The following is a 22898-nucleotide window of genomic DNA, read 5'->3' on the forward strand; positions in this document are numbered from 1 at the left end:
GACACACCCTGGGAGGGTCAGCGCAGGAAAGGGTCCACCGCTACGGCCACGAACAGCAGTGACACATAGGTGATGGACCAGTGGAACAGCCGCATCTCCTTCAGCTTGCCGCCGGTCTCCCCCGCCTTGGCGCGGTTCTGCAGGGCGTGGGCCTCCCAGAGCCACCAGCCGCCGGTCACCAGCGCGACCGCCGTGTAGAACCAGCCGGTGTAGCCGAGCGGCGTCAGCAGCAGGGAGACGGCGACCATGACCCAGCTGTAGAGGACGATCTGCCGGGCGACCACCTTGTTGGAGGCGACGACCGGCAGCATGGGCACGCCCACGCGCGCGTAGTCCTCCTTCACCTTCATCGACAGCGGCCAATAGTGCGGCGGCGTCCAGAAGAAGATGACGAGGAAGAGGACGACGGCGGCCCAGGACAGCGAGTTCGTGACCGACGACCAGCCGATCAGGACCGGCATGCAGCCGGCGATGCCGCCCCAGACGATGTTCTGCGCGGTACGGCGCTTGAGGATCATCGTGTAGACGACCACGTAGAAGAGGAGCGCGCCGAGGGACAGCCAGGCGGACAGCCAGTTGACGAGCAGCCCGAACCAGAGGGTGGAGACCACGGTGAGGGCGAGGCCGAAGACCAGCCCCTCGCGCGGCGAGACCATGCCGGTGACCAGCGGTCGCTGCGACGTCCGGTCCATCAGGGCGTCGATGTCGCGGTCGATGTACATGTTCAGCGCGTTGGCGCCGCCGGCCGACAGGTAGCCGCCGAGGCAGGTGGCGAGCACCAGCCACAGGTCGGGCACGCCCTGCTCGGCCAGGAACATCACGGGGACCGTGGTGATCAGGAGCAGCTCGATGATCCGCGGCTTGGTCAGGGCCACGAAAGCCTTGACGCGGGCCCCGAATGGCCGCTTCCCCGTGCTCCTGTCGAGCACACCCGCCGGACGGGATTCGACGGCCGTCACGCACACCCCTGACAGAGACATCCCAGCGAGTCGCCTCCTGGGCGTGAAGGCCCGGTAAAGACTCGCGCGTACCACGCCACTCTAGACGTTGCCCATACCTCGCCCTTCGCGGGGGTCGGTCGTGTTGGAGGGGGCACCGCAAAGGGTGGTTTCCGCGCTCGGATGAGCGATCGGATGAGCGCCTCCGTATTCACTTGCCGAAAGCCGTAGGGCCCAGTCAGGAGGCGGATCCCGACCGATCCCGGCAGTCTGGAATGACTCGAAAAAATGCACGTTCTCACGGGGGTAGGCTCGACAACGGCCGGTGGGATCTACGTCACCGGCATTCGACATGTGGAGAGGAGCCCTGACCCAGGGTGAGCACCAAGCCGACCACCACAGACCTCGAGTGGACCGAGCTGGACCAGCGGGCCGTCGACACCGCCCGCATCCTGGCCGCCGACGCCGTACAGAAGGTCGGCAACGGCCATCCCGGTACGGCCATGAGCCTGGCCCCGGCCGCGTACACCCTCTTCCAGAAGGTGATGCGGCACGACCCGGCGGACGCCGACTGGACCGGGCGCGACCGTTTCGTGCTGTCCGCCGGACACTCGTCCCTGACGCTCTACACCCAGCTCTACCTGGCCGGCTTCGGCCTGGAGCTGGACGACCTCAAGGCTTTCCGGACCTGGGGCTCGAAGACCCCGGGCCACCCGGAGTACGGCCACACGATCGGCGTCGAGACGACGACCGGGCCGCTGGGCCAGGGTGTCGCCAACGCCGTGGGCATGGCCATGGCCGCCCGCTACGAGCGCGGCCTGTTCGACCCGGAGGCCGCTCCCGGCACCTCGCCGTTCGACCACTACGTCTTCTGCATCGCCGGCGACGGCTGCCTCCAGGAGGGCATCTCCGCGGAGGCGTCCTCGACGGCCGGCCACCAGAAGCTCGGCAACCTGATCCTGCTGTGGGACGACAACCACATCTCGATCGAGGGCGACACCGAGACCGCCGTCTCCGAAGACACCATGAAGCGCTACGAGGCCTACGGCTGGCACGTCCAGCGCGTGGAGCCCAAGGAGAACGGCGACCTCGACCCCGAGGCCCTCTTCCGCGCCCTCCAGGCCGCCAAGGCGGAGACCTCGCGCCCGTCGTTCATCGCGATGCGCTCGATCATCGCCTGGCCCGCGCCCCACGCGCAGAACACCGAGGCCGCCCACGGCTCGGCGCTCGGCGACGAGGAGGTCGCGGCCACCAAGCGCGTCCTGGGCTTCGACCCCGAGAAGTCTTTCGAGGTTTCGGACGAAGTGATCGGCCACACCCGCCAGGCCCTCGACCGCGGCCGTGAGGCCCGCGCCGAGTGGGAGAAGCGGTTCCAGGAGTGGCGCGCCGCCAACCCGGAGCGGGCCGCCGAGTTCGACCGCGTCGCCGCGGGCGAGCTGCCCACCGGCTGGGAGGAGAAGCTCCCGGTCTTCGAGCCCGGGAAGGGCGTCGCCACCCGCGCCGCCTCCGGCAAGGTGCTCCAGGCGCTGGGCGCGGTCATTCCCGAGCTGTGGGGCGGCTCCGCGGACCTGGCCGGCTCGAACAACACGACGATCGACAAGACGTCGTCCTTCCTCCCCGAGGGCAATCCGCTGCCGGAGGCCGACCCGTACGGCCGGACCATCCACTTCGGCATCCGTGAGCACGCCATGGCCGCGGAGATGAACGGCATCGCGCTGCACGGGAACACCCGCATCTTCGGTGGCACCTTCCTGGTGTTCTCCGACTACATGCGCAACGCCGTGCGGCTCTCCGCGCTGATGCACCTGCCGGTGACCTATGTGTGGACGCACGACTCCATCGGCCTCGGCGAGGACGGCCCGACGCACCAGCCGGTCGAGCACCTCGCCTCGCTGCGCGCCATCCCGGGCCTGAACGTCGTCCGCCCGGCCGACGCCAACGAGACGGCGATCGCCTGGCGCGAGATCCTGCGCCGCTGGACCAAGGAGTTCGGCAAGGGCGCTCCGCACGGTCTGGCGCTCACCCGCCAGGGCGTGCCGACGTACGAGTGGAACGACGAGGCCGCCCGCGGTGGCTACGTGCTGTTCGACGCCGAGGGGGCCGACGGGCGGAGCGCGACGCCGCAGGCGGTGCTGATCGCCACGGGCTCCGAGGTGCACCTGGCCGTTCAGGCCCGTGAGCAGCTCCAGGCCGCCGGCGTGCCGACCCGGGTCGTGTCGATGCCGTGCGTCGAGTGGTTCGAGCAGCAGGACCAGGGGTACCGGGATGCGGTGCTGCCGCCTTCGGTGAAGGCGCGCGTCGCGGTCGAGGCCGGGATCGGTCTGACCTGGCACCGGTACGTCGGTGACGCGGGTCGCATCGTCTCGCTGGAGCACTTCGGTGCTTCGGCCGACGGCAAGGTGCTCTTCCGCGAGTTCGGCTTCACCGCCGAGGCGGTCGCCGCCGCCGCCCGGGAATCCATCGAAGCCGCAGCGCGCTGACGCCGGTATACGACTAGTAGGAGATGCAACTCTCATGACAGACGCACTCAAGCGCCTCTCCGACGAAGGCGTCGCGATCTGGCTGGACGACCTGTCCCGCAAGCGGATCACGTCCGGCAACCTCGCCGAACTGCTCGACCAGCAGCATGTGGTCGGCGTCACCACCAACCCGTCGATCTTCCAGAAGGCCATCTCGCAGGGCGACGGCTACGACGTCCAGCTGTCGGACCTGGCGGCCCGTGAGGTGACCGTCGAGGAAGCCATCCGCATGATCACCACGGCGGACGTGCGCGACGCCGCCGACATCCTGCGCCCGGTCTTCGACGCCACGCAGGGTCAGGACGGCCGGGTGTCGATCGAGGTCGACCCGCGCCTGGCGCACAACACCAAGGCGACGGTCGCCGAGGCCAAGCAGCTGGCGTGGCTGGTGGACCGGCCGAACACGCTCATCAAGATCCCGGCCACCGAGGCGGGCCTGCCGGCGATCACCGAGGTCATCGGCCTCGGCATCAGCGTCAACGTCACGCTGATCTTCTCGCTGGAGCGCTACCGCGCGGTGATGGACGCCTACCTGTCCGGTCTGGAGAAGGCCAAGGAGCGCGGCCTGGACCTGTCGAAGATCCACTCGGTGGCGTCCTTCTTCGTGTCCCGCGTGGACACCGAGATCGACAAGCGGCTGGACTCCATCGGCACGGACGAGGCCAAGGCGCTGCGCGGCAAGGCCGCCCTCGCCAACGCGCGTCTGGCGTACGAGGCGTACGAGGCGGTGTTCGGCTCTGCCGACGAATCGACTCGGCCCTCCGACCGCTGGGCCGCCCTGGACAAGGCGCAGGCCAACAAGCAGCGCCCGCTGTGGGCCTCGACGGGCGTGAAGGACCCGGCGTACAAGGACACCCTGTACGTCGACGAGCTGGTCGCCCCGGGCACGGTCAACACGATGCCGGAGGCCACCCTGGAGGCCACCGGCGACCACGGTTCGATCACCGGCAACACCATCGCCGGTACGTACGACCAGGCGCGCGCCGACCTCGCGGCCCTCGAGAAGCTCGGCATCGGCTACGACGAGGTCGTGCGGCTGCTGGAGGACGAGGGCGTCGACAAGTTCGAGGCGTCCTGGAACGACCTGCTCAAGTCGACCGAGGCGGAGCTCAAGCGCCTCGCCCCTTCGGAGGCGTAAACCTTGAACGCAGTTCATGGAGCGAACCCGCTTCGTGACGCCGCAGACCGACGGCTCCCGCGCATCGCGGGGCCGTCGGGCCTGGTGATCTTCGGCGTCACGGGCGATTTGTCCCGTAAAAAGCTGATGCCTGCCGTGTACGACCTCGCCAACCGGGGCCTCCTCCCGCCCGGCTTCTCGCTGATCGGGTTCGCCCGGCGCGAGTGGCAGGACGAGGACTTCGCCGACGAGGTGTACCAGGCCGTCAAGCAGCACGCCCGCACGCCCTTCCGTGAGGAGGTGTGGCAGCAGCTCAGCCAGGGGATGCGGTTCGTCCAGGGCAACTTCGACGACGACGAGGCGTTCGAGACCCTGAAGAAGACGATGGACGAGCTCGACCAGGCGCAGGGCACCGGTGGCAACTTCGCGTTCTACCTCTCCGTACCGCCCAAGTTCTTCCCCGTCGTCGTCCAGCAGCTGAAGAAGCACGGGCTGGCCGAGGAGAAGGGCGACTCGTGGCGGCGCGCGGTCATCGAGAAGCCGTTCGGGCACGACCTGGCCTCCGCCAAGGACCTCAACGGCATCGTCCACGAGGTCTTCTCGCCCGACCAGGTCTTCCGCATCGACCACTACCTGGGCAAGGAGACCGTCCAGAACATCCTGGCGCTCCGCTTCGCCAACACGCTCTTCGAGCCGATCTGGAACCGGTCGTACGTCGACCACGTGCAGATCACCATGGCCGAGGACATCGGCATCGGCGGCCGGGCCGGGTACTACGACGGCATCGGCGCCGCCCGTGACGTCATCCAGAACCACCTCCTCCAGCTGCTCGCACTGACCGCGATGGAGGAGCCGGCCTCCTTCGACGCGGACGCGCTCGCGGCCGAGAAGACCAAGGTACTGGGCGCGGTGAAGCTGCCCAGGGACCTCGGCGAGTCCACCGTGCGCGCGCAGTACGCGGCCGGGTGGCAGGGCGGCGCCAGGGCCGTCGGCTACCTGGAGGAGGACGGCATCGACCCGCAGTCGAAGACCGACACCTACGCCGCGATCAAGCTGGAGATCGACAACCGCCGCTGGGCGGGCGTCCCCTTCTACCTGCGCACCGGCAAGCGGCTCGGCCGCCGGGTCACCGAGATCGCGGTCGTCTTCCAGCGCGCCCCGCACTCCCCCTTCGACCACACGGCGACGGAGGAGCTGGGGCAGAACGCCCTGGTCATCCGGGTCCAGCCGGACGAGGGAGTGACCCTGCGGTTCGGCTCGAAGGTGCCGGGCACCTCCATGGAGGTCCGGGACGTCTCGATGGACTTCGCGTACGGCGAGTCCTTCACCGAGTCCAGCCCCGAGGCGTACGAGCGGCTCATCCTGGACGTCCTGCTCGGTGACGCCAACCTCTTCCCTCGCACGGAGGAGGTCGAGCTGTCCTGGAAGATCCTCGACCCGATCGAGCAGTACTGGGACCGCCACGGCAAGCCCGCGCAGTACGAGTCCGGGACCTGGGGTCCGGCCGAGGCGGACGAGATGCTCGCACGAGACGGACGGAGCTGGCGCCGGCCATGAAGACCGACCTTACGGACACCACATCCAGCAAAATCAACAAGGCGCTGGTGCTGGGGCGGCGGGCCATCGGGACACCGGCCATAGGCATGGTGCTCACCCTGGTGATCGTCACCGACGAGGAGAACGCCTACGACGCCCTGAAGGCGGCCAACGAGGCGTCCCGCGAGCACCCCTCGCGGACCCTGGTCGTCATCAAGCGCCCCTCGCGTTCGCCCCGTGACCGGGCCAACGCGCGCCTGGACGCCGAGGTGCGGCTGGGCGCGGACGCCTCGACCGGCGAGACGGTGGTGCTGCGGCTGTACGGCGAGGTCATCGACCACGCCCAGTCGGTCGTCCTGCCGCTGCTGCTGCCCGACGCGCCCGTGGTGGTCTGGTGGCCGGTGGCAGCGCCGGCGGACCCGGCCAACGACCCGCTGGGCGCCCTCGGGCAGCGCCGCGTCACCGACTCGTACGCCTCGGAGCACCCGGTGCGGGAGCTCGCCACGCGCGCCGCGGCCTACACGCCGGGCGACACGGACCTGTCCTGGACCCGGATCACGCCGTGGCGTTCGATGCTGGCGGCGGCCCTGGACCAGGTCACGTGCGAGGTGACGGCGGCCGAGGTGGAGGGTGAGGAGTTCAACCCGAGCGTCGAGCTGCTGGCCATGTGGCTGGCGGACCGGCTGAAGATCCCGGTGAAGCGCGCGACCTCGTCGGGCCCCGGCCTGACGGCGGTACGGATGCAGACCAGCTGCGGCCCCATCGTGCTGCACCGGCCGGACGCGTCGCTCGCCACGCTGTGCATCGAGGGCCAGCCGGACCGCGCGGTGGCGCTCAAGCGCCGTGAGACATCCGAGCTGATCGCCGAGGAGCTGCGGCGCCTCGACCCGGACGACACCTACGCGTCCGCGCTGCGGTACGGCGTGGAGCGGCTGGGCGAGGTGTCCCGGGCCGCCGAGGGCGGGCGGGAGCCCGCGGAGACCTCGGCCGGGCAGCCGGCCGAGGAGGGGCCCGCCGCGGCGAAGCCCGCGGCCAAGAAGGCCGCCGCCAAGTCGCCGGCCAAGAAGGCGGCGGCCACGTGAGCGATCCGGAGCTCGTCGTCCACCGCGACAAGGAGCTGATGGCCCAAGCCGTGGCGGCCCGGCTGATCACCTCGATCGTGGACGCCCAGGCCGCCCGCGGCGTCGCCTCGGTGGTCCTGACCGGCGGCCGCAACGGCAACGCGCTGCTGGCCGCTCTGCGGTCGTCCCCCGCCCGGGACGCGATCGACTGGTCGCGCCTCGATCTGTGGTGGGGCGACGAGCGGTTCCTGCCGAAGGGCGACCCCGACCGGAACGACACCCAGGCCCGCGAGGCGCTGCTCGACAGCGTGCCGCTGGCCCCGGAGCGGGTGCACACCATGCCGGTGGCGGGCGGTGCGTACGGCGACGACGCGGACGCCGCCGCCACGGCGTACGCGCGCGAGCTGGCCGCCGCCGCGGGGCCGGACGACGACGGGCCGGTGCCCACGTTCGACGTGCTGATGCTGGGCGTCGGGCCGGACACGCACGTCGCCTCGCTCTTCCCGGAGCTTCCGGCGGTGCGGGAGACCGAGCGCACGGTGGTGGGCGTGCACGGAGCGCCCAAGCCGCCGCCGACCCGTGTCTCGCTGACGCTGCCGGCGATCCGGGCGGCACGCGAGGTGTGGTTGCTGGCCGCGGGCGAGGACAAGGCGCAGGCGGTGGCGATCGCCCTGTCGGGCGCGGGCGAGATGCAGGCCCCGGCAGCCGGGGCGTACGGCAGGTCGCGGACGCTGTGGCTGCTGGACCAGGCGGCGGCCGCGCGCCTCCCGGGGGCCCTGGAGCCGCCCCCGGGCGCCTGACGACCGCCCAGGTCACCGTGAAGGAGGCCCGGTTCACCCGTGGGGGTGGGCCGGGCCTCCGTCGTCGGCGGCGCGCTCCGGACCGGGCCGGCCCGAGCAGGGCGCCGAGCACGGCCGAAGCGAGCCCCGGCGCCCCGGTCAGGAGCGGTCATGGGGCGCGCCACCGGCCGACGGCCCGCTCGTCGGGCCTGCCGGCGGCCGCAGCCGTACCGCGCCCTCCCCGTCACGTCACGGGATCACCGGCCGCGCAGGGTCCGGTACCGCTCGGCCAGCGCGGCGGTCGAGCTGTCCAGCTGCTCGCCGCCCTCGCCCCCGGTCAGGACGGGCTCGATCCGCTTGGCCAGCACCTTGCCGAGTTCGACGCCCCACTGGTCGAAGGAGTCGATGTTCCAGACGGCGCCCTGGACGAACACCTTGTGCTCGTACAGCGCGATCAGCTGACCCAGTACGGAGGGCGTCAGCTCGTCCGCGAGGATCGTGGTGGTCGGGTGGTTGCCGCGGAAGGTCTTGTGCGGCACCAGGTCCTCGGCCACGCCCTCGGCGCGGACCTCGTCGGGCGTCTTGCCGAAGGCGAGCGCCTGGGTCTGGGCGAAGAAGTTGGCCATCAGCAGGTCGTGCTGCGGGACCAGACCGGACTCCAGGTCGGCGACCGGCTTGGCGAAGCCGATGAAGTCGGCCGGGATGACCTTGGTGCCCTGGTGGATCAACTGGTAGTAGGCGTGCTGCCCGTTCGTCCCGGGGGTGCCCCAGACGACGGGGCCGGTCTGCCAGTCGACCGGGTTGCCGTCGCGGTCGACGGACTTGCCGTTGGACTCCATGTCGAGCTGCTGGAGGTACGCCGTGAACTTCGACAGGTAGTGGCTGTACGGCAGGACGGCGTGCGACTGGGCGTCGAAGAACGCCCCGTACCACAGGCCCAGCAGGCCGAGGAGCAGCGGCGCGTTCTCCTCGGGCCGGGCGGTGCGGAAGTGCTCGTCGACCAGGTGGAAGCCGTCGAGCATCTCCCGGAACCGGTCCGGTCCGACGGCGATCATCAGGGAGAGGCCGATGGCGGAGTCGTAGGAGTACCGGCCACCGACCCAGTCCCAGAACTCGAACATGTTGGCCGTGTCGATGCCGAACTCCTCGACCTTCCCGGCGTTCGTCGACAGGGCCACGAAGTGCTTGGCCACGGCGTCCTGACCGGCCCTCAGACCGGTGAGGAGCCAGTCGCGGGCGGAGGTGGCGTTGGTGATGGTCTCGATGGTGGTGAACGTCTTCGACGCGACGATGAAGAGCGTCTCGGCGGGGTCCAGGTCCCGGATCGCCTCGTGCAGGTCGGCGCCGTCCACGTTGGAGACGAAACGGAACGTCAGGTCGCGCCGGGTGTAGGAGCGCAGCGCCTCGTACGCCATCGCCGGACCGAGGTCGGAGCCGCCGATGCCGATGTTGACGATGTTCTTGATGGGCCTGCCGGTGTGCCCGGTCCACTCACCGGAGCGGATCCGCTCCGAGAAGGCGGCCATCCTGTCGAGCACGGCGTGCACGCCGGGCACCACGTTCTCGCCGTCGACCTCGATCACGGCGTCGCGCGGGGCGCGCAGCGCCGTGTGCAGGACCGCCCGGTTCTCCGTGGTGTTGATCCGGTCCCCGCGGAACATGGCGTCCCGCAGTTCGGCCACGCCGGTCGCGGCGGCCAGCTCGCGCAGCAGCCGCAGCGTCTCGTCGGTGACCAGGTGCTTGGAGTAGTCCAGATAGAGGTCGCCGACCCGCAGTGTGTAGGCGGTTCCGCGCGTCGGGTCGGCGGCGAACAGTTCACGCAGATGCGTCTGCCCCAGCTGCTCCCGGTGCTTGCCGAGCGCGGTCCACTCGGGCATCCGGTTGAGCCTCGTGCGGCTTTCTGCATTCATCTCGGACATCAGCCCACTTTCTCGTACCTGCCTGCTTGCCCCGCTGCCCCTCCAACCTAATTGATCTGCGCCGCCGACGAGGCGAGGGCGAGCACCGGCGGGACCGGCACGGCCGCTCGCGGGCGCACAAAAGCGGGCCCTGTCGGTGTCATCCACCCACAGGGCCCTCGGCCGCTCAGATCTCGCCTCGGAGTTTCGCCAGCGCCTCGGCCAGGATCGCCTCGCCGTCCGCGTCACTGCGCCGCTCCCGTACGTACGCGAGGTGCGTCTTGTACGGCTCGGTGCGCGGCGGGTCCGGCGGGTTGTCCCGGTCCTGGCCGGCCGGGAACCCGCACCGCGGGCAGTCCCAGGTGTCGGGGACCTGCGCGTCACTCGCGAAGCTCGGCTGCGTCTCGTGCCCGTTCGAGCACCAGAAGGAGATGCGGAGTCGCGGCGCGGACTCGCCCCGCTCGGCCTCCCCCATCGGCCCCGCGCCGACCCGGCTTCCCCGGATCGCGTTGCCACTTGCCACGGTTGTAACTCCCTGCGTGATGGTGCTCGAAGATGCCCCAGTCTACGTAAGGCCCAACGCGCGTCCAGTGATTGGAGTTACACCCCTCCCCGGGACGCGGAACCGAGACGTCAGTTGTCCAGCTTGATCAGGAGAGCAAGTACGACAATGCACGCGAACCACAACAGACCGACGACCACGGTGATGCGGTCCAGGTTGCGCTCGGCGACCGAGGAGCCGCCGACGGACGACTGCATGCCGCCACCGAACATGTCGGAGAGGCCGCCGCCCTTCCCCTTGTGCATCAGCACCAGCAGCATCAGCAGCGCGCTGAAGACGATGAGGGCGATCGAGAACCCCATAACCACGGCTGGACCCTACTTCCTGGCAATTCTCGGATTACACGGACTGTCGGACGTCTACGGACGACGGGGGCCCAGGCTCCGATGAAAGAGCCTCGGCCCCCGCAAGGGTACGACGATTCCGCCCTACCGCATACTCACACCCGTCGGTTCGCCTCCGGGGCGCTCCGGGCCTGTGCCGACAGTCGACCAGGCCCGGTCACGCGTACTCGCGGCCTCCGCCTGCTCTCCTTTTCGGCGCGGGCCGCGCCCCTTCGGCTCACTGGTCGCGGAACCGGACGATCTTGACGAACTCCTCCGCGTCCAGTGCCGCGCCGCCCACCAGGGCGCCGTCCACATCGGGCTGGGCCATGATCGCAGCCACGTTCGAGGACTTCACGGAGCCGCCGTACTGGATGCGTACCTTGTCGGCCAGCTCCTTGGAGTACAGCTCGGCGAGGCGCCCGCGGATCGCCCCGCAGACCTCCTGCGCGTCCTCGGGCGTGGCGACCTCGCCGGTGCCGATGGCCCACACCGGCTCGTAGGCGATCACGATGGTCTCGGCCTGCTCGGCCGGGACGTCCTTCAGGCCGCCGTCGAGCTGGGCGAGCGTGTGGGAGACCTGCTCACCGGCCTTGCGGATGTCGAGGCCCTCGCCGACGCAGAGGATCGGGACCAGGCCGTTGCGGAACGCCGCCTTGACCTTGGCGTTGCAGACCTCGTCCGTCTCGGCGTGGTACTGGCGGCGCTCGGAGTGGCCGACGGCGACGTAGGCGCACTTCAGCTTGGACAGCATCACACCGGAGATCTCACCGGTGTACGCGCCGGAGTCGTGCGCCGAGATGTCCTGGGCGCCGTACTTGATCTTCAGCTTGTCGCCGTCGACGAGGGTCTGGACGGACCGCAGGTCGGTGAAGGGCGCGAGGACCGCGACCTCGACGGCCTCGTAGTCCTTGTCGGTCAGGGCGAAGGCGAGCTTCTGGACGTGGGCGATGGCCTCGAGGTGGTTGAGGTTCATCTTCCAGTTGCCCGCCATCAGCGGGGTACGGGCGGTCATTGAGGGTCAGTCCTCCAGTGCGGCGAGGCCGGGAAGCGTCTTGCCTTCGAGGTACTCGAGGCTCGCGCCGCCGCCGGTCGAGATGTGGCCGAATGCGTCCTCGTCGAAGCCCAGGGTCCGGACGGCCGCGGCGGAGTCGCCACCGCCGACGACCGTGAAGGCCGGGGAGTCGACGAGCGCCTGGGCGACGGCCTTGGTGCCCTCGGCGTAGTCGGGGTGCTCGAAGACGCCCATGGGGCCGTTCCAGAAGACGGTGGCCGCGTCGGCGAGCTTCGATGCGTACAGCTTGCGGGTCTCGGGACCGATGTCCAGACCCTCCTGGTCGGCCGGGATGGCGTCCGCGGCGACCAGCGTCGGGTTAGCCGGGGCCTTGGTCTTCAGATCCGGGAATTCGGGCGAGACCAGGACGTCGACGGGGAGGACGAACTCCACGCCCTTCTTCTCGGCACGGGCCAGGTACTCCAGGCACGCCGGGACCTGGTCCTCCTGGAGCAGCGAGATGCCGACCTCGTGGCCCTTGGCCTTGAGGAAGGTGTACGCCATGCCGCCGCCGATGAGGATGCGGTCGGCCTTCTCCAGCAGGTGGTCGATGACGCCCAGCTTGTCGGAGACCTTAGCGCCGCCCAGCACGACGACGTACGGGCGCCGGACGTCGTCGGTGAGCTTCTTGAGCACGCCGACCTCGGTGGCGATCAGGTAGCCGGCGTAGGCGGGCAGCAGCCGCGGCAGGTCGTACACGGAGGCGTGCCCGCGGTGCACCGCGCCGAAGCCGTCGCCGACGTACACGTCCGCGAGGGCGGCGAGGCGGGCGGCGAACTCGGCGCGCTCGGCGTCGTCCTTGGAGGTCTCACCGGCGTTGAAGCGCAGGTTCTCCAGGACGGCGACCTGGCCGTTCTCCAGGCCGGCGACCGCGGAGTGGGCCTCGGAGCCGATGGTGTCACCGGCGAAGGCGACGGGGCGGCCGAGCAGTTCACCGAGGCGGGAGGCGGCGAGCCGCAGCGTGAAGGCGGGGTCCGGCGCGCCCTTGGGGCGGCCGAGGTGCGAGGCCACGACGACCTTGGCACCGGCTTCGGACAGCGCCTTGACGGTGGGCAGGACCGCACGGATGCGGCCGTCGTCGGTGATGGTGGTGCCGTCCTGCGGCACGTTGAGGTCGGCGCGGACGAATACCCGCTTGCCCTCGACCCCTTGGCGGAGAAGCTCGTCGATCGTCTTCATCTGTCCCTGTTGCTCCGTACTCCTTGGAAGATCGACGCAAGCGTCAGGGCTCGTACAGCGCGGCGTTGCGCTGCCCGAGCCCTGCGCTCACATCGAAGTGCCTGCCCTGGTACCCAGTTTCTTAGAGCTGGCCGCCGACGAAGACGGTGAGGTCGACGAGGCGGTTGGAGTAGCCCCACTCATTGTCGTACCAGCCGACGACCTTGACCTGCTTGCCCTGGACCATCGTGAGCAGCGAGTCGAAGGTGCAGGAGGCGGGCCAGTTGACGATGTCGGAGGAGACGATCGGGTCCTCGGTGTACTCGATGATGCCCTTCAGCTGGCCCTCGGCGGCCTTCTGGAAGGCGGTGTTGATCTCGTCCTTGGTGACCTCGCGGTCCAGCTCCAGGACCAGGTCGGTGACCGAGCCGGTCGGGACCGGGACGCGCATGGCGATGCCGTCCAGCTTGCCCTTCAGCTGCGGGAGGACCAGGGCGGTGGCCTTGGCGGCACCCGTCGAGGTCGGGATGATGTTCTCCGCGGCGGCACGGGCGCGGCGGAGGTCCTTGTGCGGGAAGTCCAGGATGCGCTGGTCGTTGGTGTACGCGTGGACCGTCGTCATCATGCCCTTGACGATGCCGAAGTTCTCGTCGAGGACCTTGGCCATCGGCGCCACGCAGTTGGTGGTGCAGGAGGCGTTGGAGATGACGTGGTGGTTGGCCGCGTCGTACTTGTCCTGGTTGACGCCCATGACGATGGTGATGTCCTCGTCGGTGGCCGGAGCCGAGATGAGGACCTTCTTCGCGCCGCCGGCGATGTGCTTCTCGGCGTCGGCCTTCTTCGTGAAGATGCCGGTCGACTCGATGACGATGTCGACGCCCAGCTCGCCCCACGGGATGTCGGCCGGGTTGCGCTCGGAGAGCACCTTGATGGTGTGGCCGTCGACCGTGATGGTGTCGGCGGTGTGGGTCACCTCGGCCTTGAGGCGGCCCATGATGGTGTCGTACTTCAGCAGGTGGGCCGTGGTCGCAGTGTCACCCAGGTCGTTGACAGCCACGATCTCGATGTCTGCACCCTGCTCCAGCAGCGCGCGGAAGTAGTTACGACCGATGCGGCCAAAGCCGTTGATGCCTACGCGGATCGTCACGAACCGATCTCCTCGTTAGGTACGCCGGGTTTCGACGCCCGGCGAGTTTCTATTAGGGATGTCCCCGACCGCTTACGACCCTACCTCTCCCCAGGCGGCGGAGTGACATCCAGCGCACCCGGACGAGCCCGGCGGACCGGAACTCCGTCCTACTGGACAGTACGGTCCACCGGGGCGTTCGTCCGGCTACCGAGCGTCAGCGGTGGAGCGCTCGTCGGCGCGGGGGTGCGCTCGTCAGCGCGCCAGTGCTCCGAGCGCCGCGGCCAGCAGCCGCTTGCGCTGGGACGGATCGGGTACGTGCTCCAGACCGAACCCGAGCAGGACGGTGTCACGGGTGGTGATCGCCGCCCGGGAGTGGAACAGCGCGGGCGAGCGCGCCCAGTCGGCCGCGTTGCCCGGGCTGCCGGCCGGAGGGCCGGGGACGCTCCAGGCACCGAGCGAGGTCTCGAAGCCCTCGCTCTCCGGGGCGCCGCCCCCGGTGACCAGGCGGGTGTCGTCGACGAAGACGCCGGTCTCGCCGGTGCCGGGGTCGGAGACGTAGGAGACGGACAGCTCGACCCGCTTGCCGGCGTAGGCGCTCAGGTCGACGGACACGGGCTGCCAGCCGCCCGAGGTGCCGGTGAAGGAGTGCCAGGCGCCGGTGGTGCCGGTGGCGGCGCAGCCGTCCTCACCGGGGGTGAGGTAGTGCGCCAGGAAGGGGTGCCCTGCGAGGTAGTAGCCCTCGCCGCAGTCGGCCGGCACGGTGGCGGAGGAGCGGCCCCGGGTGTCGGGCAGGGTCGTCCAGTCGTCCTCGCCCACGGTGTGCGCCTCGACGATCACATGGTCGTAACCGGGTTCGGTGTCGTGGCTGAGCCGGAACTGGAGCGCCGGCCCGGCCGCCGCGTCCGTGCCGGTCAGGTCGACGGTGCGGGTGAGCCGCATCCAGGCGTTGTCGGCGTGCCGGGCGGCGGCGAAGGTGTCGCCCTCGTAGGGCTCGAAGGGGGTGCGCACGCCGGGGTAGTCGCCCGCGGCGGTGCTGCGGAACTGCGGGAACCGCTCCGGGTCGAGCGTGTCGGAGGTGACGGTGTAGGCGCCGGCGCCGTCGAGCGGGTTGCCGGGCGCGTCGGCGAGGGGGGCCCGGGTGCCGGCGAAGCGGCCCGTGCCCTCGAAGGCGCCGGGGGCCGCCATGCCGGAGCGGCGGTGGGCGCCGAGGTAGTACTGGGCGAAGTCGTTGGAGTCGGCGCGGCCGATGTCGACGGGTCCGCCCGCCTGCTCGCCGGCGTTGACCAGCTTGCCGCCCTCGTTGAGGTACTCCCGTACGGCGAGGGTGGTGTCCCCGGAGGGGCGTTCGGCGCCGGTGTACCAGACCACGGTGCCGAAGTGGCCGAGCACGCCCAGCGGGTGCGGGACGCCTTGGGAGGCGACGTCCCAGACGGCGGCCCGGCGGCCGGTGTCCCTCAGCGCCCCGGTGTACGTGGCGGCGTGCCGTGCCGGGGCGGTGCCGCCCTCCTCGGCGAGCACCAGGACGTCACCGCGGGGCCGCTCGGCGATGGTGTAGGTGAACGGGGTGGACGAGACGCGCCTGCCGTCCCGGGTGCGGCCGGTGAACCAGACCTCGACGGTGTCGCCGGGTTCGCCGTCCTGGACCTCGGCGCGGTACTCGTCGTAGTAGAGGTTGTCCTCGCCGCCGTACGTCTCGCCGCCCTCCCAGGCGTGGAGTCGCTGGTCGTGCGTGCGGCCGCCGTTGACGCGGTACTTGAGCTCCTTGTCCCGCAGGGACTTGCGGGCGGTGACGGCGACTTCCTGGTCGTCGCCGTCGTACGCGTAGGAGGTGGTGAAGGTGTCCGGTACGAAGGCGGGGGCGTCGGTGCCGACCGGGGAGACCGGGTCGTCGGGGCGGGCGGCGGACTCGGCGACGGCGAGGGCGAACGGGACGTTCTTGGCGAACTCCTGCTGGATCAGCTTCTCGTCGTCGGGGAAGGTGAAGACGGACGCGCAGTCGGCCGGTTCCCAGGCGTCGTTCGGGTCGACGCGGGAGGCGGTGGCGCAGGTGGACATCTCCGGGGTGAACATCTGCATGCCGTTGACGTTGGCGGCGTGTCCGTCGGCCTCGCCGTTGGTGGTGTACAGCTCGGAGGAGACCTGCGGGCGGTAGCCGGGGATCGCGGACTTGGCGGGGGTTCCGGCCAGGGCCTTGAGGGGGACGTCGTCGGGGGTGTCGGTGGCGACCTGCCAGCCGACGCCGTAGAGGAGAAGCTGGGCGGCGGAGTGGTAGTTGATGCCGTACTGGAAGCCGATCCGCTTCTGGAACGCGTCGACGGCCCTGGTCTCGGGTTCGGACATCGGGGCGGTGCCGCGGTAGGTCTCGTCGGCGGGGTCGGGTGACGAGCCCTCGTCGTCGTAGCCCCACTTGTAGGAGAAGTTGCGGTTGAGGTCGACGCCGTCGCCGGCTGTGGTCCTGCCGTCGCCGTTGTTGTCGCGCAGGTTCTTGCGCCACTGGCGGTGGGCCGGGTCGGCGTGGGTGTGGTCGTAGCCGTCGGGGTTGGCGGAGAGCACGAACCACAGCTCGGTGGTGTCGACGATCCTCGTGATGCGCGGGTCCTTGCCGTAGCCGGCGAGGTAGTGGTGGAGCAGCCGCCGGTTCATCTCGGGCGTGATCCACTCCCGGGCGTGCTGGTTGGAGAGGTACAGGGTGGCGGGCTTGGAGCCGTCCTTGTGTTTTCTGGCGCCCTTGCTGAGCTTCAGGGCGAGGATGTCCTGCCCCCTGACGGTCCTGCCGATGCTGACGACCTTGGTGAGGGCCGGATGGGCCCGTGCGGTCGCCAGGACCTCCTCCTTGAGGCCGCCCTTGCCGCCGTACGGCCGGAAGACGCCGTCCCCCGCCGCCGCGAGGCGCTTCTCGGTCGCCCTGGTGAGGTCGTGCTCGGTGACGGCCACGCCCTTGTCGCGCAGTGCCCCGGCCTGCCGCCCGGTGAGGTACAGCTCGACGGTGGCGGTGCCCTTGTCCGGTACCTGCTCGGTCAGTTCGTGGCCGTCGGTACCGGCGTCGAGCAGGAGCGGGACCTGCTCCTTGGTCACCTGCGCGTGCCATACGGAGATGCTGTCGGCGCCCCCGTCGGTTTCGCTGCCCTGCCGCTCCGCCCCGGCGACGGGTGCCGCCGCCAGTCCGGCCACCAGCAGTGAAGCCGCGGCGAGGATCGATCTCGCTCTGCGTCCCATGTGCCCCCCTTGCTGTTGTCTGCCACGGAAGTGGACAGGCGCCAGGCTCATGACACTTCATGATCATGTCAATAGCGCCTCGCGGTTCCCGGCCGGACCCCGCCCCCGCTGCGGCCACGTGACCGGTGCGACGACCGGGCGGGTGGGCGCAGGCCCCGCGGGAGGGACGGACGTCCGTCGATCGATCGACGGACGTCCGCGAACGGCTCTCCGGCGCCCGCGGGGGACACCGGCGGCCATGGGTCTCGGGCCGTGCCGCGTGCCGCACCGGCGCACCCGGGCCGGAAGCCGCGGCCCCCGGTCAGCCGACGAGGCCGTCGGCCATCTCCTCCGTGAGGTTCGACTCCGTACCAGGGATGCCCAGGTCCTGGGCCCGCTTGTCGGCCATGGCCAGCAGGCGGCGGATCCGGCCGGCGACCGCGTCCTTGGTCAGCGGCGGGTCGGCGAGTGCGCCGAGCTCCTCCAAAGACGCCTGCTTGTGCTCCATGCGCAGCCGGCCGGCCGCCGCGAGGTGCTCGGGGACCTCCTCGCCGAGGATCTCCAGGGCGCGCTGCACCCGGGCTCCCGCCGCGACGGCGGCACGGGCCGAGCGGCGCAGGTTGGCGTCGTCGAAGTTGGCCAGCCGGTTGGCGGTGGCACGGACCTCGCGGCGCATCCGCCGCTCCTCCCAGGCCAGCACCGACTCGTGCGCCCCGAGGCGGGTCAGCAGCGCGCCGATCGCGTCCCCGTCCCGTACCACCACGCGGTCCACGCCCCGCACCTCGCGGGCCTTGGCGGCGATGGAGAGCCGCCGCGCCGCGCCGACCAGCGCGAGCGCCGCCTCCGGGCCCGGGCAGGTCACCTCCAGGGACGACGAGCGGCCCGGCTCGGTCAGCGAACCGTGCGCCAGGAACGCGCCGCGCCAGGCGGCCTCCGCGTCGCACGTGGCGCCCGAGACGACCTGCGGCGGCAGGCCCCGGATGGGGCGGCCCCTGCCGTCCACCAAACCGGTCTGCCGAGCCAGCTGGTCACCGCCCGCCACCACGCGCACGACGAAGCGCGAGCCGCGCCGCAGCCCGCCCGGCGCCATCACGATCAGCTCGGAGCCGTGCCCGAAGATCTCCGCGATGTCCCGTTTCAGGCGGCGCGCCGCCATCGCGGTGTCCAGCTCCGCCTCGATCACGATGCGCCCGCTGACGAGGTGCAGCCCGCCGGCGAACCGCAGGATCGACGAGACCTCCGCCTTTCTGCAGCAGGTCCGGGTGACGGGGAGCCGGGAGATCTCGTCCTTCACCGCTGCCGTCATCGCCATGGGCCGATCCTTCCATGCATCCGAAAAATACGGTCGTACGCGGCGGCCAACAGCTCCGGGTCGTGCTTCGGCGAGCCGTCGTCCCTCGCCACCGGGGCCAGCTCGACCGCGGCACCGAGCCGCTTGGCGGCATCTGCGAGGGACTCGCGGTCGGGCACGGCGGCCTCGTCGGCCAGCACCACGTCCAGGGCGAGTTTAGGGGCGTGTCGTCCCAAAACCTCCAAATGACGCTGCGGAGAGAAGCCCTCGGTTTCTCCGGGCTGCGGCGCGAGGTTCAACGAGAGCACCCGGCGCGCCTTGGTCTCGACGAGCGCCTCCAGCAGCTCCGGCACCAGCAGGTGCGGGATCACCGAGGAGAACCACGATCCGGGGCCCAGGACCACCCAGTCCGCGTCGAGCACGGCCGCGACCGCCTCCGGCACGGCGGGCGGGTCGTTCGGCACCAGGTGCACGGACTGCACCTCGCCCGGGGTGAGCGCCACGGTCGCCTGACCGCGGACGGTGTCCACGTCTTCCGGGCGGTCCGGGTCATGGCCCTTGACCAGCGCCTGGAGCTCCAGCGGCACGGCCGACATGGGCAGCACCCGCCCGTGCGCGCCCAGCAGCCGGCCCACCAGGTCCAGCGCCTGGACGTGGTCGCCGAGCTGCTCCCACAGGGCGACGATCAGCAGGTTGCCGACCGCGTGCTCGTGGAGGTCGCCCTTGGACTGGAACCGGTGCTGGATGACGCGGGACCACGTCTGGCCCCAGTCGTCGTCGCCGCACAGCGCCGCCAGGGCCTTGCGCAGGTCCCCGGGCGGCAGCACGCCGAGCTCCTCCCGGAGCCGGCCGCTGGACCCGCCGTCGTCGGCGACCGTGACCACGGCGGTCAGGTCACCGGTGATGCGGCGCAGCGCGGCGAGGGACGCGGACAGGCCCATGCCTCCGCCGAGGGCCACGACCTTGGGCTGGGCGCCGCGCCTGCGGAGCGTACGGACGGACAGCGTCGTACGCCGGCGGTACTGCCTCACTCGCGCCCCATGTCCCGGTGGACGACGACGGTCTCTACCCCTTCCGAGGCGAGCCGGGCGGCGAGCTTCTCGGACATGGCGACGGAGCGGTGCTTGCCGCCCGTGCAGCCGACGGCGATCGTCACGTACCGCTTGCCCTCGCGGCGGTAGCCGGTGGAGATCAGCTGGAGCAGCTCGGTGTACCGGTCGAGGAACTCCTTGGCGCCCGGCTGGTTGAAGACGTAACCCGACACCTCCTCGTTCAGGCCGGTGAACGGGCGCAGCTCCGGGACCCAGTGCGGGTTGGGCAGGAAGCGGCAGTCCACGACCAGGTCCGCGTCGACCGGCAGGCCGTACTTGTAGCCGAACGACATGACCGTGGCGCGCAGCTCCGGCTCCTCGTCGCCGGCGAACTGGGCGTCCATCTTGGCGCGCAGCTCGTGGACGTTGAGGCTGGAGGTGTCGATCACCAGGTCGGCGTCGCCGCGCAGCTCGCGCAGCAGGTCGCGTTCGGCGGCGATGCCGTCGACGATCCGGCCGTCGCCCTGGAGCGGGTGCGGGCGGCGCACCGACTCGAAGCGGCGCACCAGCGCCTCCTCGGACGACTCCAGGAAGACGATGCGGCGGGTGACCTGCTTGGCCTCGAGGAGCGCCAGGGACTCGCGCAGGCTCTCGAAGAACTGGCGGCCCCGCACGTCGACGACGACGGCGATGCGCGCCACATTGCCCTGGGAACGGGCGCCGAGCTCCACCATGGTGGGGATCAGCGCGGGCGGCAGGTTGTCGACGACGAACCAGCCGAGGTCCTCCAGGCACTTGGCGGCGGTGCTGCGGCCGGCGCCGGACATGCCGGAGATGATCACCAGCTCGGGGATGGCCGCCTCGGCGGCCTGCCCGGCCTCGATCGTCGTGCCCGTACTCACGTGTGCTGCTCCGTCTTCTCGCGCTGTCGGCTCTGGCTCCGCCGTGGGGTGGTGCTCAGACATGTCCGTGTCCCCCGTCGTCGTCTTCCATGATCTCTCCTGTCGCCGTGTTCACGGCGGGGGCGGCCGGAGCCGCTTGGGCGAGGGCCACGGCCACGGCTTCGGCGGTCTTCCGGCCGAACCCCGGGACCTCGCAGATCTGCTCGATTGTCGCCTGCCTCAGGCGCTTCACCGAACCGAAGTACTTGATCAGCGCCTGCTTGCGCGCGTCGCCGAGACCGGCGACGGCGTCCAGCGGGCTGGTCCGTATCCGCTTGTGGCGCTTGGCGCGCTGGTACCGGATGGCGAAGTCGTGAGCCGTGTCGCGGACCCGCTGGAGGAGGTACAGCCCCTCGCTGGAGCGCGGCAGCACGACCGGGTCGTCGTCGCCGGGCAGCCAGACCTCCTCCAGGCGCTTGGCGAGGCCGCAGACCGCCACGTCGTCGATGCCGAGCTCGTCCAGGGCCCGCTGGGCTGCGGCCACCTGCGGCCGCCCGCCGTCGACCACGACGAGCTGCGGCGGGTACGCGAACTTCTTCGGCCGCCCTTCGTCCTCCGGCGATTCCGCGGGGACCTCGCCGTCGGTCTCCTCCAGGGCCCACTCGCCGGTCTTCTCCTTCTCGGCGAGGTACCGCCGGAAGCGGCGGGTGATCACCTCGTGCATCGAGCGGACGTCGTCCTGGCCCTCGAAGCCCTTGATCTGGAAGCGGCGGTACTCGCTCTTGCGGGGCAGGCCGTCCTCGAAGACGACCATGGACGCGACGACGTCCTCCCCCTGGAGGTGGGAGATGTCGAAGCACTCGATGCGCAGCGGCGCCGTCTCCAGGTCCAGCGCCTCCGCGATCTCCTCCAGGGCGCGCGAGCGGGTGGTCAGGTCGCTGGCGCGCTTCGTCTTGTGCAGGACGAGGGACTGCTGGGCGTTGCGGCCGACGGTCTCCATCAGGGCCTTCTTGTCGCCGCGCTGCGGGATGCGCAGCGAGACCTGCGAGCCGCGGCGGCCGGACAGCCACTGGGTGACGGCGTCCAGGTCCTCGGGGAGGGCCGGGACCAGGACCTCCTTGGGGACGGCGTCGCCGCTCTCCTCGCCGTACAGCTGCTGGAGGGCGTGCTCGACGAGGCCGGCGGTGTCGACGGCCTCCACCTTGTCGGTGACCCAGCCGCGCTGGCCGCGCACCCGGCCGCCCCGGACGTGGAAGATCTGCACGGCCGCCTCCAGCTCGTCCTCGGCGACGGCGATCAGGTCGGCGTCGGTGGCGTCGGCGAGGACGACCGCGCTCTTCTCCATGGCCCGCCTGAGGGCCTCTATGTCGTCGCGGAGCCGGGCGGCCTTCTCGTACTCCATGTCCTCGGCCGCCAGCATCATGTCCTTCTCCAGGCGGCGGATGTACGTGCCGGTGCGGCCGGCCATGAAGTCGCAGAACTCCTCGGCCAGGTCCCGGTGTTCCCGCGGGTCGACCCGGCCGACGCACGGCGCCGAGCACTTGCCGATGTACCCGAGGAGGCACGGGCGGCCGGTGCGCTCGGCGTTCTTGAACACGCCCGCGGAGCACGTACGCACGGGGAAGACGCGCAGCAGCAGATCGACCGTGTCGCGGATGGCCCAGGCGTGGCTGTACGGACCGAAGTACCGCACGCCCTTCTTCTTCTGGCCGCGCATGACCTGGACGCGCGGGAAGTCCTCATTGAGGGTGACGGCCAGGTACGGATAGCTCTTGTCGTCCCGGTACTTGACGTTGAACCGGGGGTCGAACTCCTTGATCCACGAGTACTCCAGCTGGAGCGCCTCGACCTCGGTGGAGACGACGGTCCACTCGACGGAGGCGGCCGTCGTGACCATGGTGCGCGTGCGCGGGTGCAGGCCCGCCAGGTCCTGGAAGTAGCTGGCGAGCCGCTGGCGCAGGGACTTCGCCTTCCCGACGTAGATCACCCGGCGGTGCTCGTCGCGGAATTTGTAGACCCCCGGCGAGTCGGGGATCTGTCCCGGCTTGGGGCGGTAGCTGGAGGGGTCTGCCATGTCTCACACCCTACTGGCGTCCACTGACACCACGGGCGCCACCGGCCGCGGCGGCCGGCACGTCCACGGGGCGTCGTAGGGCCGGGCGGGGGCCGGGAGGCCGGGTGGCCCGCGGGGCGTCGACGGGACGGGGGCCGGGTGGGCGCGGGGAGTGGAGACGGGTGCCGCGGAGCGCCTCCGGTGGGGGCGGAAGCACTCCGCGGGGTTCGCGGGACCGGCCGGGTGGCCGGTGGGGTGGGCCGGGCCGGCCGGGGGCTCGGGGCGCGGTGGGCGGACGCGCTGCCCGGGTGAGGCGTGGGCCGGCCGGTGGGTGCCCGCGCGCGGCGGTGACCCGCCGGCCGGCCGGTGGGGT

Annotated in this window: 17 protein-coding genes; 5 read left to right on the forward strand and 12 right to left on the reverse strand. The window is 70.9% G+C overall.

The annotated features are described in order from the left end of the window. Positions 1-17 precede the first annotated feature (17 nt). On the reverse strand, positions 18-959 hold the full coding sequence (locus AC07DW_RS08495; protein WP_478856866.1) for a heme o synthase: 942 nt from the start codon (positions 957-959) through the stop codon (positions 18-20). 356 nt (positions 960-1315) lie between these two features. Between AC07DW_RS08495 and tkt the strand changes: the two genes are divergently transcribed. The 5 genes from tkt to pgl are packed head-to-tail and all read left to right on the forward strand — an operon-like array spanning position 1316 to position 7971. Further along, positions 1316-3418, forward strand: a complete 2103-nt coding sequence (tkt, locus tag AC07DW_RS08500) for a transketolase (protein ID WP_478856867.1) — start codon at positions 1316-1318, stop codon at positions 3416-3418. 34 nt (positions 3419-3452) lie between these two features. Further along, positions 3453-4595, forward strand: a complete 1143-nt coding sequence (tal, locus tag AC07DW_RS08505; RefSeq protein ID WP_478856868.1) for a transaldolase — start codon at positions 3453-3455, stop codon at positions 4593-4595. 3 nt (positions 4596-4598) lie between these two features. Continuing rightward, positions 4599-6131, forward strand: a complete 1533-nt coding sequence (gene zwf / locus AC07DW_RS08510; protein WP_478856869.1) for a glucose-6-phosphate dehydrogenase — start codon at positions 4599-4601, stop codon at positions 6129-6131. After that, positions 6128-7192 carry a glucose-6-phosphate dehydrogenase assembly protein OpcA gene (opcA, locus tag AC07DW_RS08515; protein WP_478856870.1) on the forward strand — a complete coding sequence of 355 codons (1065 nt, stop codon included), beginning with the start codon at positions 6128-6130 and terminating at the stop codon, positions 7190-7192. Before zwf ends, opcA begins: the two co-directional genes overlap by 4 nt. Next, on the forward strand, positions 7189-7971 hold the full coding sequence (gene pgl, locus AC07DW_RS08520) for a 6-phosphogluconolactonase (RefSeq protein WP_478856871.1): 783 nt from the start codon (positions 7189-7191) through the stop codon (positions 7969-7971). Before opcA ends, pgl begins: the two co-directional genes overlap by 4 nt. 236 nt (positions 7972-8207) lie before the next feature. Here the strand turns inward: pgl and pgi are convergent, their stop codons facing one another. From pgi to uvrC, 11 genes are all read right to left on the reverse strand, one after another. Further along, the gene (gene pgi, locus AC07DW_RS08525) at positions 8208-9860 is read right to left on the reverse strand and encodes a glucose-6-phosphate isomerase (protein ID WP_478857016.1); all 1653 of its coding nucleotides are present in this window, start codon (positions 9858-9860) and stop codon (positions 8208-8210) included. Positions 9861-10035: 175 nt separating this feature from the next. Continuing rightward, positions 10036-10371, reverse strand: a complete 336-nt coding sequence (locus AC07DW_RS08530; RefSeq protein ID WP_003957010.1) for an RNA polymerase-binding protein RbpA — start codon at positions 10369-10371, stop codon at positions 10036-10038. A gap of 110 nt (positions 10372-10481) precedes the next feature. Continuing rightward, positions 10482-10712 carry a preprotein translocase subunit SecG gene (secG, locus tag AC07DW_RS08535; RefSeq protein ID WP_064073089.1) on the reverse strand — a complete coding sequence of 77 codons (231 nt, stop codon included), beginning with the start codon at positions 10710-10712 and terminating at the stop codon, positions 10482-10484. A gap of 259 nt (positions 10713-10971) precedes the next feature. Continuing rightward, on the reverse strand, positions 10972-11748 hold the full coding sequence (tpiA, locus tag AC07DW_RS08540) for a triose-phosphate isomerase (protein WP_478856872.1): 777 nt from the start codon (positions 11746-11748) through the stop codon (positions 10972-10974). 6 nt (positions 11749-11754) lie between these two features. Then, positions 11755-12966 (reverse strand): phosphoglycerate kinase, encoded by a 1212-nt coding sequence (locus AC07DW_RS08545; protein WP_478856873.1) that lies wholly within the window; start codon positions 12964-12966, stop codon positions 11755-11757. Between the two features lie 121 nt (positions 12967-13087). Continuing rightward, positions 13088-14092 carry a type I glyceraldehyde-3-phosphate dehydrogenase gene (gene gap, locus AC07DW_RS08550; protein ID WP_478856874.1) on the reverse strand — a complete coding sequence of 335 codons (1005 nt, stop codon included), beginning with the start codon at positions 14090-14092 and terminating at the stop codon, positions 13088-13090. A gap of 234 nt (positions 14093-14326) precedes the next feature. Further along, complete coding sequence (locus AC07DW_RS08555) at positions 14327-17290, reverse strand: M14 family metallopeptidase (RefSeq protein WP_478856875.1); 2964 nt, start codon at positions 17288-17290, stop codon at positions 14327-14329. Positions 17291-17591: 301 nt separating this feature from the next. Further along, the gene (gene whiA / locus AC07DW_RS08560) at positions 17592-18581 is read right to left on the reverse strand and encodes a DNA-binding protein WhiA (protein WP_064073084.1); all 990 of its coding nucleotides are present in this window, start codon (positions 18579-18581) and stop codon (positions 17592-17594) included. Further along, the gene (locus tag AC07DW_RS08565) at positions 18572-19591 is read right to left on the reverse strand and encodes a gluconeogenesis factor YvcK family protein (RefSeq protein WP_478856876.1); all 1020 of its coding nucleotides are present in this window, start codon (positions 19589-19591) and stop codon (positions 18572-18574) included. Before AC07DW_RS08565 ends, whiA begins: the two co-directional genes overlap by 10 nt. Next, positions 19588-20556 carry an RNase adapter RapZ gene (gene rapZ, locus AC07DW_RS08570; RefSeq protein WP_478856877.1) on the reverse strand — a complete coding sequence of 323 codons (969 nt, stop codon included), beginning with the start codon at positions 20554-20556 and terminating at the stop codon, positions 19588-19590. The genes AC07DW_RS08565 and rapZ overlap by 4 nt, the downstream gene beginning before the upstream one ends. Continuing rightward, the gene (gene uvrC / locus AC07DW_RS08575; RefSeq protein ID WP_478856878.1) at positions 20549-22546 is read right to left on the reverse strand and encodes an excinuclease ABC subunit UvrC; all 1998 of its coding nucleotides are present in this window, start codon (positions 22544-22546) and stop codon (positions 20549-20551) included. The genes rapZ and uvrC overlap by 8 nt, the downstream gene beginning before the upstream one ends. Between the last annotated feature and the right edge of the window lie 352 nt (positions 22547-22898).

It is taken from the genome of Streptomyces sp. NPDC045701 (genome assembly GCF_056432045.1).